12 protein-coding genes are annotated in these 14,431 nt (G+C 75.3%); 9 read left to right on the plus strand and 3 right to left on the minus strand.

What is annotated here, in order from left to right:
• Window positions 1–53 precede the first annotated feature (53 nt).
• From J1M39_RS00935 to J1M39_RS00945, 3 genes are read left to right on the plus strand one after another with little or no spacing between them, the layout of a single operon-like run.
• Complete coding sequence (locus tag J1M39_RS00935; protein ID WP_206496370.1) at window positions 54–1,862, plus strand: dynamin family protein; 1,809 nt, start codon at window positions 54–56, stop codon at window positions 1,860–1,862.
• Window positions 1,859–3,619 (plus strand): GTPase, encoded by a 1,761-nt coding sequence (locus tag J1M39_RS00940; protein WP_206496371.1) that lies wholly within the window; start codon window positions 1,859–1,861, stop codon window positions 3,617–3,619. The genes J1M39_RS00935 and J1M39_RS00940 overlap by 4 nt, the downstream gene beginning before the upstream one ends.
• Window positions 3,616–4,764, plus strand: coding sequence for a thiamine-phosphate kinase (locus tag J1M39_RS00945; protein WP_078026041.1), 1,149 nt, complete (start codon window positions 3,616–3,618; stop codon window positions 4,762–4,764). Before J1M39_RS00940 ends, J1M39_RS00945 begins: the two co-directional genes overlap by 4 nt.
• A 27-nt stretch (window positions 4,765–4,791) precedes the next feature.
• On the opposite strand, the gene J1M39_RS00950 is transcribed toward J1M39_RS00945, so the two are convergent.
• The gene (locus J1M39_RS00950) at window positions 4,792–6,258 is read right to left on the minus strand and encodes a UDP-glucose dehydrogenase family protein (RefSeq protein ID WP_078026042.1); all 1,467 of its coding nucleotides are present in this window, start codon (window positions 6,256–6,258) and stop codon (window positions 4,792–4,794) included.
• A gap of 123 nt (window positions 6,259–6,381) precedes the next feature.
• Window positions 6,382–7,158: an IclR family transcriptional regulator gene (locus J1M39_RS00955; protein WP_078026043.1), complete on the minus strand. Its 777-nt coding sequence runs from the start codon at window positions 7,156–7,158 to the stop codon at window positions 6,382–6,384.
• 228 nt (window positions 7,159–7,386) lie between these two features.
• Between J1M39_RS00955 and leuC the strand changes: the two genes are divergently transcribed.
• From leuC to J1M39_RS00985, 6 genes are all read left to right on the plus strand, one after another.
• Entirely contained in the window at window positions 7,387–8,841 is a 1,455-nt protein-coding gene (gene leuC, locus J1M39_RS00960; RefSeq protein WP_036338082.1) for a 3-isopropylmalate dehydratase large subunit, read from the plus strand.
• 3 nt (window positions 8,842–8,844) lie between these two features.
• Window positions 8,845–9,450, plus strand: coding sequence for a 3-isopropylmalate dehydratase small subunit (gene leuD, locus J1M39_RS00965; RefSeq protein ID WP_036338085.1), 606 nt, complete (start codon window positions 8,845–8,847; stop codon window positions 9,448–9,450).
• Window positions 9,451–9,622: 172 nt separating this feature from the next.
• Window positions 9,623–10,951, plus strand: a complete 1,329-nt coding sequence (murA, locus tag J1M39_RS00970; RefSeq protein WP_002856412.1) for a UDP-N-acetylglucosamine 1-carboxyvinyltransferase — start codon at window positions 9,623–9,625, stop codon at window positions 10,949–10,951.
• A gap of 80 nt (window positions 10,952–11,031) precedes the next feature.
• Complete coding sequence (locus J1M39_RS00975; protein ID WP_078026044.1) at window positions 11,032–11,706, plus strand: lysophospholipid acyltransferase family protein; 675 nt, start codon at window positions 11,032–11,034, stop codon at window positions 11,704–11,706.
• The gene (locus J1M39_RS00980; protein WP_078026045.1) at window positions 11,703–12,740 is read left to right on the plus strand and encodes an NAD(P)H-dependent glycerol-3-phosphate dehydrogenase; all 1,038 of its coding nucleotides are present in this window, start codon (window positions 11,703–11,705) and stop codon (window positions 12,738–12,740) included. Before J1M39_RS00975 ends, J1M39_RS00980 begins: the two co-directional genes overlap by 4 nt.
• Complete coding sequence (locus J1M39_RS00985) at window positions 12,737–13,876, plus strand: D-alanine--D-alanine ligase family protein (protein WP_073115650.1); 1,140 nt, start codon at window positions 12,737–12,739, stop codon at window positions 13,874–13,876. The genes J1M39_RS00980 and J1M39_RS00985 overlap by 4 nt, the downstream gene beginning before the upstream one ends.
• A gap of 17 nt (window positions 13,877–13,893) precedes the next feature.
• Here J1M39_RS00985 and J1M39_RS00990 read toward each other — a convergent pair whose 3' ends face one another.
• A complete protein-coding gene (locus J1M39_RS00990) occupies window positions 13,894–14,373 on the minus strand; it encodes a DUF3515 family protein (RefSeq protein ID WP_036382062.1) in 480 nt (159 codons plus the stop codon).
• Window positions 14,374–14,431 lie beyond the last annotated feature (58 nt).

The raw sequence follows: 14,431 nt of genomic DNA on the forward strand, positions 1-14,431 counted from the left end.
CGCCGGGCCGGCGGGATGGGCGGCCGGCGCGCGCCCGTGAGACGATGGCCCACGTGCCACACACGGATCAGAACGCCCCAGACCTCGGCGTCGACACGGCCGTCCGCCGCGTGCGCGAGCACCTCGCCGCGCTCGAGTTGCCCTTCGAGACCGTCACCGCAGGGCAGGACCGCGCCGAGCGAGAGCGCACCCTGCACCAGATCGATGACTACGTGCTGCCCCGCCTCGACTCGCTCGACGCGCCGCTGCTGGCCGTCGTCGGCGGCTCCACCGGTGCGGGCAAGTCCACGCTGGTGAACGCGCTCGTCGGCCACGAGGTCTCCCGCTCCTCCGCCCTGCGGCCCACCACGCGGCAGCCTCTGCTGCTGCACAACCCCGCCGACACCCACTGGTTCACGGGCCCGCGGGTGCTGCCCGACCTCGCCCGCGTCAGCGTGCACCGCGACGCGGCCGCCGGCCCCGTCGAACCCGACCAGTCCGCGATGGACACGGTCGCGCTCGTGGCCGAGCCCGCACTGCCCTCGGGCATCGCCCTCGTGGACGCCCCGGACATCGACTCCGTGGCGGACCAGAACCGCGCGCTGGCCCGGCAGCTCCTCGAAGCCGCCGACCTGTGGATCTTCACGACGACGGCGCACCGCTACGCCGACGCCGTGCCCTGGCAGCTGCTGGACGAGGCCGCCGCCCGCGACATCACCGTGGCCGTCGTGCTCGGCCGCGTGCCCGAGGGCGCGGCGGAGGACATCACCCCGGACCTGCGGCGCATGCTCACCGAGCGCGGCCTCGCCGACGCCCGGATCCACGTGATCCCCGAGACCCGCTTCGACGAGCGCGGCCTGCTCCCGCAGGAGCACGTCGCGGGCCTGCGCGCCTGGCTCGAGACCCTCGCCGCCGACGCCCAGGCGCGCGGCGCCGTCGCCCGCCGGACCGTGGACGGCGTGCTGGGCCAGCTGGCCGCCCGCGTCGCCGACCTGGCCCGCGCCGAGGAGGAGCAGCGGCATGCCGCGGACCTGCTCGCCCGGATCGTGGGGGACTCCACGGACCAGGCCGTCGGCCGGGTCCGCGAGGCCACCTCGGACGGCACGCTGCTGCGCGGCGAGGTGCTCTCCCGCTGGCAGGACTTCGTCGGCACGGGGGAGTTCTTCCGCGGCGTCGAGACCACGATCGGCCGGCTGCGGGACCGCCTCGGCGCCCTCGTGCGCGGGCGCCCGGCACCGCCCGAGGAGGTCGAGACCGCCCTGGAGACCGGCCTGCACGCCGTGATGGTCGAGGCGGCCGCCGCAGCCGCCGAGCAGATCGAGCGGCGCTGGGCGTCCGAGCCGGCGGGCCGGGCCCTCGTGGCCGGGCGCGACCTGGGTGCCCTGACGCCGGACGCGTCGGCGCGGGCGGCCGACGTCGTGCGGGACTGGCAGTCGGACGTGCTGGCGCTGATCCAGGAGGAGGGCGCGGGCAAGCGCACGCGCGCCCGCCTGGCGGCCACCGGCGTGAACGGCGCGGCCGTGGCCCTCATGATCATCTCGTTCGCCTCCACCGGCGGACTCGCGGGCATCGAGGTCGGCATCGCCGGCGGCGCCGCCGTCGTCGGGCAGAAGCTGCTCGAGTCGATCTTCGGCGAGGACGCCGTGCGCCGCATGGCCCGGCGGGCCGATGAGCTGCTCGAGCTCCGCGTGCGGGCCTTCCTCGAGACCGTGCTCGCGGACCGCTTCCTGCCGCTGCTCCACCTCGAGCGCGAGCCGCAGGCCACCGAGGAGCTGCGCGCCCTCGTGCCGGTGCTGCGCCGCGGGGTGGCCGCCGGCGTCGACGGCCCGACCGAACCCGAGCACGCCCCGTCCGCCGCCGAGGCGGGGGAGGAGTCCCGATGAGCCGCCGCGACACCCCCGCCCTGGCCCCCCGCCTGGACGCCCTCGGCGAGGCCGCCGAGCTGGCCGCGGGCCGCCTGCCCGAGGACGTCGTGGCCGGGGCCGACGCCGTCGTGCGCGCGGCCGGGGAGCGCCAGGCACTCTCCGCGGAGCACACCGTGGTCGGATTCTTCGGGGCGACGGGCTCCGGCAAGTCCTCCCTGTTCAACGCGCTCACCGGCCGCGACCTGGCCCGCGTGGCCGCCACCCGGCCCACCACGTCCGAGCCGCTCGCCGCGGTCTGGGGCGTGGGCCGGGGACAGGGGCTGGACCCGGACGCGGAGCACGGCGACGGCACCGGCGAGGGCGGCGGCGCGGCCGCCCTGCTCGACTGGCTCGGCGTGCGCCGCCGCCACCTGCTGGACGAGGCGCCCGTGCTCGACGACGGCCGCCCCGGCTTCCTCGGCGTCGGCCGCCGTGACGGCGCCGACGCCACCGGTCTGATCCTGCTGGACCTGCCGGACATCGACTCGGTCGAGCGGGGCAACCGCGAGATCACCTCCCGGCTGGCCGGCCACGTGGACGTGCTGGTGTGGGTCGTGGACCCGGAGAAGTACGCGGACGCCGTGCTGCACCGCGAGTTCCTGGCGACCATGGGCTCGCACGCGGCCGTGACCCTCGTGCTGCTCAACCAGGTGGACCGGCTCTCGGTGCGTGACCGGGACGTCGTGCTGGCCTCGCTGCGCCGGATGCTCTCGGGGCACGGCCTCGGCGACGTCCGGGTGCTGCCCGTGTCCGCGCGCACGGGGGAGGGCCTCGAGGAGGTCGGCCGGCAGGTCGCGGCGATCGTCGCCCAGCGCGGCGCGGCCGCCGAACGCCTGGGCGCGGACGTCGCGGCCCGTGCCGCGGACCTCGCCGCCGCCTCGGGCGAGGGCGAGCCGGCCGGCGTCGGGCCCGGGGACGAGCAGCGGCTCGGGCGCGAGCTGGCCGTGGCCGGCGGCGTGCCGGCCGTCGTCCGGGCGGTGGAGGGCTCGTACCGGCTGCGCTCGGCCAAGCGCACCAGCTGGCCCGTGCTGCGCTGGATGCACTCCTTCCGCGCGGACCCCCTGCGGCGCCTGCACCTGATGCCCGAGAGCGCCGCCCCCCGCCGCGACCGGGACGAGGTCGCCCGCGACCCCGCGCTGCACCGCACCTCCCTGCCCGAGCGCTCGGGCACCCAGCGGGCCGTCGTCGACGGCGCGGTCCGCACGCTGGCCGCCGCGGCCGGCGCGGGAGCCTCCGAGCCGTGGGCCGCCGCCATCCGCCGCGCGGGCCGGGAGCACGCCGAGGAGCTCCCCGGCGCCGTGGACCAGGCGATCGCCGCCACCGACCTCGGGGCCGGTCGGGGCAGCTGGTGGCACCCCGTGCTGGACGTGCTGCAGTGGCTCGCCCTCCTCACCGCCGTCGTCGGCGCCGGCTGGCTGGGCGTCCTCGCCCTGGCGGGGTACCTGCAGTTCCCCCTGCCGCCCGCGCCCACGGTCGAGGGCTTCCCCCTCCCGACGCTGCTGCTCGTCGGCGGCCTCGCGCTCGGCGTGCTGCTGGCCCTGCTGGCGATCCCCCTGACCCGGTGGACCGCCGCGGCGCGGGGACGCCGCGCGCGCCGCCGCCTCGAGGAGGCGACCACCGACGTCGGCCGGCGGCTCGTCGTCGACCCGGTGCGCGCCGAGGTGGACCGCTTCCGCGCCTTCCGCGACGCCCTCGCCCGGGCCTCCGGCGCCCCGGTCCGGCGGGGCCGCCGATGACGGTGCGCGACCCCGCGGCCGCGGCGGGGGCGACCGTCGGCGACCTCACGGAGGCCGAGCTGCTGGAGGTCGTCCTGACCGGGCTCGCTCCCGCCGTCCGGGACGGCCACTGGCCCGCCGGCACCGTCGCCCCGGGCGACGACGCCGCCCTCGTGCCCGCGCCCCGCGGCGGGACGCTCATCTCCACGGACGCGATGGGGGAGGGCACGGACTTCCTGCACCGCTGGCCGGCCGGCCCCCGCACCCGCGGCCACGACGCCGGCTGGAAGGCCGTCGCCCAGAACCTCTCGGACGTCAACGCGATGGGCGGGAGCGCCTCCGCGCTCGTCACCGCCCTCACCCTGCCGCCGACGACGCCGGTCGCCTGGGTTCGGTCGTTCGCCGCGGGCATCGTGGGCGCGGTGCGTCACCTCGGCGCGCCGGACTGCCGGGTGGCCGGGGGCGACCTGGGCACCGGCGGACGGGTCCACGCCGCGGTGACGGTGCTCGGGGACCCGCACCCCGGCGGAGTGCTGTGCCGCACGCCGGCCGCGGCGGACCGGGACCGCGTGCTCGCCGAGGGCGCCGACCTCGTCCATGCCCAGGCGGTGCCGGACGGTCCCCGGGCCGCCGCGCCCCCGGGGCCGGGGTGGGCCGCCGCCGGGCTCGCCGTGCTGCTCACCGACCGCGCGGAGCTGGAGCGACGGGCGGACGCCCTCCCCGCCGCCGACCGGCCGTCACCGCGGGAGCTCGCCCGCGCCGTCCGCGCCCAGCTGCGACCCCGCCCGCCGCTGGCCCTCGGACCCGCCGCGGTGACGGCCGGCCTGCTCACCCTCATGGACGTCTCCGACGGCCTGGGCAAGGACGCGCACCGCATGGCGGCCGCCACCGGCGGGGCAGGCCCCGCGCCGGCACCGTGGCTGGACGAGGCCTGGCTGGCGCAGGCCGCCGCACCCCTGCGCCGCGTGGCCGCCCTGGCCGGGACCAGTCCGGAGGCGCTCGTGACCGGCGGGGGCGAGGACTACGGTCTCCTGGGGCTGGCGTGGCCCGAGACCGAGCTGCCCCGGGGGTTCACGCGGATCGGCCGGCTCGTGCCGGCCGGGGCCCGGGCGCCGGCCGGGCACCGGCCGCTGCCCGGGTCCGGCTGGGACCCGTTCGCCGGCTGAGCGCCCGGGCCGGGGTCCGCGGGCGGGTCAGGCCGCGCGGAGGAGTCGCTCCGGGTCGAAGCGGTGCCCGAGGCCGATGACGTCCCACCCGTGCTCGCGCCACGCGGCGACGTCCAGGACGTTGCGCCCGTCGATCAGCAGGCGGGAGGCCACGCGTGCGCCCACGGTGTCCGGATCCATCTCGCGGAACTGGCGCCACTCGGTCAGCAGCAGGGTCAGCTCGGCGCCGTCCACGGCCGCCTCGAGCGAGTCCACGTAGTCGAGCCGCGGGAAGCGGGCGGCCGCGTTGGCGTTGCCCTCGGGGTCGTATACCCGGACGTCGGCGCCGGCCGTGTAGAGACGGTTGGCGACGTCGAGGGCGGGGGAGTCCCGGACGTCGTCGGAGTCCGGCTTGAACGTGACGCCCAGCACGGCGATCCTCGTGCCGTTGAGCACCTGCACGCTCGCGGGGGTGGGGGCGGGCCCGGAGGCCTCGGCCCGGCGGATCCGGCCGTCGCGAGCCGCGGAGAGCACCTGCACGGCCAGGTCCACCACGCGGTCGCGGCGGCGCAGGTTGATGTCATCCACCTCCGCCAGGAACCGCATGGTCCGGTCCAGGCCCAGCTCGGAGACGCGGGCCTGGAGCGCGCGGATGTCCTTGGGCAGGCAGCCGCCCCCGAAGCCCACGCCCGCGTTGAGGAACCGGCGTCCGATCCGCGCGTCGTGGCCGATCGCGTCCGCGAGGGTGCCGATGTCCCCGCCCACGTTCTCGGTGATCTCCGAGAACGCGTTGATGAACGAGATCTTCGTGGCCAGGAAGGCGTTGGCGGCCACCTTCACCAGCTCGGCCGTCTCGAGGTCTGTGCTGATCCACGGGGTGTCGGCCGCGAGCTGCCGCGCGTAGACGCGGCGCAGGATGCCCTCGGCGCGGGGCCCGTGCATGCCGATGACGAGGCGGTCCGGGGTGAGCGTGTCCCTCACGGCGAAGCCCTCCCGGAGGAACTCGGGGTTCCAGGCGAGCTCGACCTCGCCCGGCAGTCCGGCCTCGGCGCGCACGGTGCGCACGAGCTCGGCCAGGCGGCGCGCGGTGCCCACGGGCACGGTCGACTTGCCGACGATCAGTGCGTCGCGGTCGATCGCCGCGGCGAGGGAGGCGACGGCGGCGTCCACATAGCTCAGGTCCGCCGCGGTCTCGCCCACCTTCTGCGGGGTGCCGACGCCGATGAAGTGGACGTCCGCCCAGCGGGCCGCCTCCGCGACGTCGGTGGTGAAGCGCAGCCGCCCGGAGGCGACGTGGGTGCGCAGCAGCTCGGGCAGGCCGGGTTCGTGGAAGGGCACCTCGCCGCGGGCCAGGCGCTCGATCTTGGCCGGGTCCACGTCCACGCCGAGGACCTCGAAGCCCAGCTCGGCCATGCAGGCGGCGTGCGTGGCGCCCAGATAGCCCGTGCCGATCACGGACAGCCGCGGCGCGGCCTCCTGCTCGGCGGGGGCGGCGGGCGCGGTCGTCTCGGTCACAGCGGACTCCTCGGTGGTGCGGGGGGCGGCGGTCGGGGACCTGGTTGACGCTAGGCCCCGCGGGTGAACGCGGGAAGAACGGGGTGTCTCCGCGGCGCGTCCCGTCGGTGGCGCGGGCGGGCCTCAGGCCTCGCCGGCGCGGATGAGCTCGGTGAGCCGCGTCGCGGCGGAGACGACGGCGTCCGCGTGCAGCCGGCCCGGCTGACGGGAGAGCCGCTCGAGGGGGCCGGAGATCGAGACCGCCGCGATGACGCGGCCGCTGGGGCCGCGCACCGGTGCGGACACCGAGGCGACCCCGGGCTCGCGCTCGGCCAGGGACTGGGCCCAGCCGCGCCGCCGCACCGCCGCGAGGACGGTGGGTGTGAACACGGCGCCGGCCAGCCCCTCGACGAGCCGCTCGTGGTCCTCCCAGGCCAGGAGCACCTGCGCGGCGGAGCCGGCCTTCATGGACATGCGAGCGCCCACGGGGATGGTGTCGCGCAGGCCCCAGGGCCGCTCCGCGCTGGCCACGCACACGCGGGAGTCCGCCTGCCGACGGAACACCTGGGCGCTCTCGCCCGTGGCGTCGCGCAGCCACAGCAGCACCGGGCCGGAGGCCGTGGTGAGCCGGTCCTCGCCGGCGGCGGAGGCGAGCTCGGCGAGGCGGGTGCCCAGCACGTAGCGGCCCTGCAGGTCCTTGCCCACCATGCGGTGGTGCGTGAGGGCGGCCGCGAGCCGGTGCAGCGTGGGCCGCGCGATCCCGGTGGCGATGACGAGCTGGGCGAGCGTGGCCGGGCCGGACTCGAGCGCGTCAAGGATCGCCACCGACTTGTCCACCACGCCGACACCGCTGGGATGCCGGTGGAGCGAGGGGCCGATGAGGTCGTCCTCGGTGGGCGGGCGCACGGGCTCGGTGGTCATGGGGTGATCGTAGTCGTCTCACTGCGCGGACGGCCGGGGGTGTCGGTGTGCGTCGCATGTGACCGGGCCGGCCGGGGCCAGGTCCGGCATGTGAGACGAAATCTCACGATATGGAATATCGCGCCGCGTGGTCGAGAACGGCCCCGCCGCGCCCCACAGTGGTCCGTGAGCACCGGCGCCCCGCGCCGGGCGACGACCGACAGGTGCGTGAGCAGGAAGGTGCGGCACATGACGACGGCGACGACGCGGCCCAGGACGCTGGCCGAGAAGGTCTGGGACGAACACGTGGTGGTGCGTGGCGAGGGCGAGGGCGCCTCCCGCACCCCCGACCTGCTCTACATCGACCTGCACCTCGTGCACGAGGTGACGAGCCCGCAGGCCTTCGAGGGGCTGCGTCTGGCCGGGCGTCCGGTGCGCCGGCCCGACCTGACCATCGCCACGGAGGACCACAACACCCCGACGCTGGACATCGACCAGCCGATCGCGGATGCCACCTCGCGCACGCAGATCGAGACCCTGCGGGCCAACTGCGCCGAGTTCGGCGTCCGCCTGCACCCGTTGGGCGACGCCGAGCAGGGCATCGTCCACGTCGTCGGCCCCCAGCTGGGTCTGACCCAGCCCGGCCTCACCGTGGTCTGCGGCGATTCCCACACCTCCACCCACGGCGCGTTCGGCGCCCTGGCGTTCGGCATCGGCACCTCCGAGGTCGAGCACGTCCTGGCCACCCAGACCCTGCCGCTGAAGCCCTTCAAGACCATGGCGGTCACCGTGGACGGCACGCTGCGCCCGGGTGTGACGGCCAAGGACATCATCCTCGCGGTCATCGCGAAGATCGGCACGGGCGGGGGCCAGGGCTTCGTGCTCGAGTACCGCGGTGAGGCCATCCGGAACCTCTCCATGGAGGGCCGGATGACCATCTGCAACATGTCCATCGAGGCCGGCGCCCGCGCCGGCATGGTCGCCCCGGACGAGACCACCTTCGCCTACCTGAAGGGCCGTCCCCATGCCCCCGAGGGCGACGACTGGGATGCCGCCGTCGAGCACTGGCGCACCCTCGCCACGGACGAGGGTGCCGAGTTCGACGCCGAGGTGGTCATCGACGCGGACACGCTGGAGCCGTTCGTCACGTGGGGCACCAACCCGGGGCAGGGCGTGAGCCTGAACGACACCGTCCCCGCGCCCGAGGACTTCGCCGACCCGGTGGCCCAGGAGGCGGCCCGCAAGGCACTGTCCTACATGGACCTGGCCCCCGGCACCCCGATGAAGCAGGTCGAGGTCGACACCGTGTTCATGGGCTCGTGCACCAACTCCCGCATCGAGGACCTGCGGGCGTTCGCCGAGGTCGTCCGGGGCCGACGCAAGGCCGAGGGGCTGCGCGTCATGGTCGTGCCGGGCTCGGCGCGCGTGCGTCTGCAGGCCATGGACGAGGGCCTGGACAGGGTGTTCGAGGACTTCGGGGCCGAGTGGCGGTTCGCCGGCTGCTCCATGTGCCTGGGCATGAACCCGGACCAGCTCTCCCCGGGGGAGCGCTGCGCGTCCACCTCCAACCGCAACTTCGAGGGCCGGCAGGGCAAGGGCGGGCGCACCCACCTGGTGTCCCCGGTGGTCGCCGCGGCCACCGCCGTGCTGGGCCGCCTCGCCAGCCCGTCCGACCTGCCCGCCCTCACCCCCCAGGAGGCCTGAGCCATGGAGAAGTTCACCACCCACACCGGCGTCGGCGTGCCGCTGCGCGCCTCGAACGTGGACACGGACCAGATCATCCCGGCCGTGTACCTCAAGCGGATCTCCCGCACGGGCTTCGAGGACGCCCTGTTCGCCGGCTGGCGCCAGGACCCCGACTTCATCCTGAACACCGAGCCGTTCAGCGGAGGCACCGTGCTCGTGGCGGGCTCGGACTTCGGCACCGGCTCCTCGCGCGAACACGCCGTGTGGGCGCTCAAGGACTACGGCTTCCGCGCCGTGATCTCCCCGCGCTTCGCGGACATCTTCCGCGGCAACTCCGCCAAACAGGGGCTCGTCGCGGCCCAGGTGGAGCAGGAGGACGTCGAGCGCATCTGGAAGGAGCTGGAGAACCGTCCCGGGACCCCGGTCACCGTGGACCTCGTCACACGCACCGTCGAGTGCGGGGATGTGACCGCCCCCTTCCAGATCGACGACGACACCCGTCACCGGCTGCTCGAGGGCCTGGACGACATCGCCGTCACCCTGGGGCACCAGGCCGAGATCGACGCCTACGAGGCGGACCGCCCCGCGTACAAGCCCACCACCCTGCCGGCCCGCACGGCCGGCTGACCGGCCGCCGCCGGGAGCGCACCATTGCCGCGCGTGCCCGGCGACGCCCTATGCTGGGAGGCGATTCCGGGACCGCCCGCCGCACACGGCGGGCGGTCCCGTTCAGAGACCTCCCCGCTCCGGCGGAGTGGCCGAGACCGTGGCCCTGCGGCCGCGCTGAGGAAGGACGCGCATGGCGAAGCTCTTGACCATCCATGGCGGAAAGCCGCTGACCGGTGAGGTGACCGTGCGCGGCGCCAAGAACCTGGTGCCCAAGGCCATGGTGGCCGCCCTGCTCGGCAACTCGCCGTCCGTGCTCCGGAACATCCCCGAGATCAAGGACGTGGACGTCGTCAGCTCCCTCCTCGAGATCCACGGCGTGTCCGTGGAGTGGGACAAGGAGACCGGGCGGATCACGATGGACCCGGCCGGGGTGAAGTCGGCCCTGACCGCCGAGATCGACGCCCACGCCGGCGACTCGCGCATCCCGATCCTCTTCTGCGGCCCGCTCATGCACGCGATCGGGGAGGCCTTCATCCCCGACCTCGGCGGCTGCAAGATCGGCGACCGCCCGATCGACTACCACCTGGCCGTGCTGCGCAACTTCGGCGCCGTCGTGGACAAGCGCCCGGGCGGCATCTCCATCTCCGCCCCCAAGGGCCTGCACGGCGCCAAGCTCGAGCTGCCGTACCCCTCCGTCGGAGCCACCGAGCAGGTGCTGCTGACCGCTGTGAAGGCCGAGGGCATCACCGAGCTCAAGGGCGCCGCCGTCGAGCCGGAGATCCACGACCTCATCGCCGTCCTGCAGAAGATGGGCGCGATCATCACCGTGCAGACGGACCGCACCATCCGCATCGAGGGCGTGAGCGAGATGCGCGGCTACAACCACATCGCGCTGCCCGACCGCAACGAGTCCGCCTCGTGGGCCTCCGCCGCCCTGGCCACCCGGGGGGACATCTACGTCCGCGGCGCCGAGCAGCGCGACCTGACGGCGTTCCTGAACACCTACCGCAAGATCGGCGGCGAGTTCGACGTCGTCGACGACGGCATCCGGTTCTGGCACGCCGGCGGCGATCTCAACCCGCTCGTGCTCGAGACGGACGTGCACCCCGGCTTCATGACCGACTGGCAGCAGCCCCTCGTGGTGGCGCTGACCCAGGCCAAGGGGGTCTCCATCGTGCACGAGACCGTGTACGAGAACCGCTTCGGCTTCACCGACGCCCTCGTGCGGATGGGCGCCTCCATCCAGCTGCACCGCGAGTGCCTCGGCTCCGTGCCGTGCCGCTTCGGTCAGCGCAACTTCCTGCACTCGGCCGTGATCTCCGGCCCGACGCCGCTGCACGGCGTCGAGTTCGACATCCCGGACCTGCGCGGCGGCTTCTCCCACCTGATCGCCGCCCTCACCGCCGAGGGCACCTCCACGGCGACGGGCCTGGAGATCATCAACCGCGGCTACGAGCACTTCATGGCGAAGCTCGAGGGCCTCGGCGCCGACGTCGAACTGACCGAACGCGACCGGTGAGCGGCGTGGACGCGCAGAGCCCTGCCGCCGCGGGGGGTCGTCCGACGCGTACCGCGCGGGCCCCCTACGTGATCCCGGGGGTGATCGTGCGACCGGCGATGCGGGCCCTCGTCCGCCAGGTGTGGGAGGGGACCGAGCACCTGCCCGAGACCGGCGCGATCCTCGCCGTCAACCACATCTCGGAGGTGGACCCGCTCTCCGTGGCCCACATGGTCTACAACCAGGGCCTGCTGCCGACCTTCCTCGCCAAGGCCGAGCTCTGGAAGGTGCCCGTGCTCAAGCAGGTCCTCGAGGCCACCCGCATGATCCCGGTCGAGCGCACCCGCGACGGCGGCCGCTCGCTCGCCGCCGCCCGCGAGGCCGTCGCCACGGGCCGGGCGATCATCGTCTACCCGGAGGGCACCGTCACCCGCGATCCCGACGGCTGGCCCATGGCCGGGCGCAACGGGGCCGTGCGCCTCGCCCTGCAGACCGGCGCCCCGCTCATCCCCGTCGGTCAGTGGGGCATCCAGGAGCTGCTGCCGTACGGCGGCCGCTCCCTCCGCGTCCTCCCGCGCAAGACCGCCCGGATCCGGGTCGGCGCGCCCGTCGACCTCGCGGACCTGCGGGACCGCCCCGTGACGGCGGGGACCCTGCGCGAGGGCACCGGCCGCATGATGGGCGCGATCACCGACCTGGTCGCCGAGCTGCGCGGAGAACCGGCCCCGGAGGGCCGCTGGGATCCCACGGCCGGAGCGCGGGTGGCCGAGGCATGAGCGATCCGCGCACCGTCGCCGTCCTCGGGGCCGGCAGCTGGGGGTCGGCCTTCGCCCGCGTCCTGGGCCTGAGCACCAGCCCCGAGTCCGCCCGCGCGTCCGAGATCGTGATGTGGTCCCGGCGGGCCGAGGTCGCCGAGGCCATCACCGAGCGACACGAGAACCCCGAGTACCTGCCCGGCATCACCCTGCCCACCTGCGTGCGCGCCGTCACCGACGCCGCCGAGGCGGTCCGGGGCGCCGGCGTCGTGGTGGTGGCCGTGCCCGCGCAGCACGTGCGCGAGACGCTGCGCACCGTGCGCGCCGACCTGGCCCCGGACGCCGTCGTGGTCTCCCTCGTCAAGGGCCTCGAGCGCGGCACCGACGCGCGGATGTCGCAGGTCTGCGCGGAGGAGCTGGGCCTCAGCCCGGACCGGTTCGCGGTGGTCTCCGGACCCAACCTCGCCCTCGAGATCGCGCGCGGCGAGCCCACCGCCACGGTGGTCGCCTCGGCCTCGCGCGCGACGGCGGAGCGCATCGCCGCCCTCACGGCCGGCCGGACCTTCCGGCCCTACACGAACACGGACGTCGTGGGCGTGGAGATCGGCGGCGTGGTGAAGAACGTCATCGCGCTCGCCGTGGGCATCTGCGACGGGCAGGGGCTGGGGGACAACTCCAAGGCCTCCGTCATCACCCGGGGCCTGGCCGAGACCACCCGGCTGGCCGTCGCGCTCGGCGGCGACACGGACACCATGGCCGGGCTCGCCGGCCTGGGCGACCTCGTGGCCACGTGCGCCTCGCCCCTCTCCCGCAACCGCACGGCCGGCCGCCACATCGGCACCGGCCTCAGCGCGGAGGAGGCGGTGGCCGCCATGAGCCAGACGGCCGAGGGCATCAAGTCCGTCTCCGCCATCGTGCACGCCGCCCGCGCCCACGGTGTGGAGATGCCCATCAGCGAGCTGATGGACCGGGTGGTCGCCGGGGACGTGGCCGTGGACCGCCTCGCCGAGCTGCTGCTCGCCCGTGACCTGAAGTCGGAAGGACGCACCGCATGACCGCCACCCCCGCCCCGGAGGCCGCCGCCGACGCGCGTCCCCGCGTGCTCCTGCTCTTCGGCGGCCGCTCGAGCGAGCACCCCATCAGCTGCGTGACCGCGGCGGGCGTGCTGCACGCGGCCGACCGTCAGCGCTGGGACGTCGTGCCGGTGGGTGTGGCCCGCTCCGGCCTGTGGTCGCACGACGAGCTGGACGTGGCCTCGTTCCGCCTGGACGGCGACGCCCTGCCGGAGGTGCCGGAGCCCGAGGCCCCGGTGAGCCTGCGCGCCCTGCCGGACGGCACCGTCGAGCTGACCGCGGCCGACGGCTCCTCGCTGGGCCCGGTGGACGTCGTGTTCCCGCTGCTGCACGGCCCCTGGGGCGAGGACGGCACCCTCCAGGGCATGTTCGAGTCGCTGGGTCTGCCCTATGTGGGCTGCGGCGTGCTCGCCTCCGCGGTCGGCATGGACAAGCACTTCATGAAGGTCGCCTTCCAGGCCGCCGGCCTCGAGGTCGGCCCGTGGGAGACCATCACCGCCCGCGACTGGGCGCGCGATCCGGAGGCGGCCCTCGCCCGCGCCGGGGCGCTCGCCTACCCGCTGTTCGTCAAGCCCGCCCGCGCCGGCTCCTCCTTCGGCATCACCCGCGTCACCGAGCCCGCGGGTCTGCGCGCCGCCGTCGAGGAGGCCCGGCGCTTCGACCCCAAGGTCGTGGTGGAGGCGGGCATCGTCGGCCGCGAGATCGAGTGCGCCGTCCTCGACGGGCACGGCTCCGCCGCCCCGCGCGCCTCGCTGCCGGGGGAGATCGTCGTGGCCCACGACGAGGGCGAGACGCAGTTCTACGACTTCGAGTCGAAGTACCAGGACACCGGCACCACCCAGCTGTCCTGCCCGGCCGAGCTGCCGGAGGAGGAGATCGAGCGGCTGCGCGCCCTGGCGATCCGCGCCTTCGAGGCCGTGGACGGATCCGGCCTGGGCCGCTGCGACTTCTTCTTCACCCCGGACGGGCGCTGGGTGGTCAACGAGATCAACACCATGCCGGGCTTCACGCCCATCAGCATGTACCCGGCCATGTGGGAGCGGACGGGCCTGTCCTACGACGATCTGATCTCGGAGCTGCTGGACCTCGCCCTCGAACGGGGCGTCGGCCTGCACTGACGCGGTCCGCGCCGGTCTCAGCCGACGGGTGTGGCGTCCTGCACGCCGACGCAGCCGCCGCTGGGCTCGATCTGCGCGACCGCCGAGGACAGGCCCACCATCACGGTGTCCGAGCTGGCCTGGTCCTTGCCGAACAGCACCTCCACGGCCGGGTCACGGCCGTAGGTGGTGATCCGCCAGTTCTCGTCCTCGTCCCGGACGACCCAGTCGATCCCGTCCACGGAGATGCAGCGGTCCGTGGTGGGGCCGGGGACCTCGGCGCCGCAGCGCAGGACGACGGCGGCCGGGTCACCCCACACGGCCGTCGCCTGGCTGTCGGTGGGGCGCAGGTCGAGGTCGCCCAGGGCGTCGGGCATGGCCACCATGGCCGGGGCACACGCCGGGTCAGCGGCGTGGGGCGCGGCCTCCACCGTGGCCACCCGTCCGGTGCAGGCCGTGGCGCCGAGGGCGATCGCGGTCAGAAGGGGCACGAGACGACGCAGACGGCGGGATTCCATCCGCCCAGGATACGTGCGGCGCCGGGACCCGCGGGGGCCCGTGCCCTAGCATGGGCGA

This window comes from Micrococcus sp. KRD077, assembly GCF_017168505.1.
Taxonomy (GTDB): domain Bacteria; phylum Actinomycetota; class Actinomycetes; order Actinomycetales; family Micrococcaceae; genus Micrococcus; species Micrococcus luteus.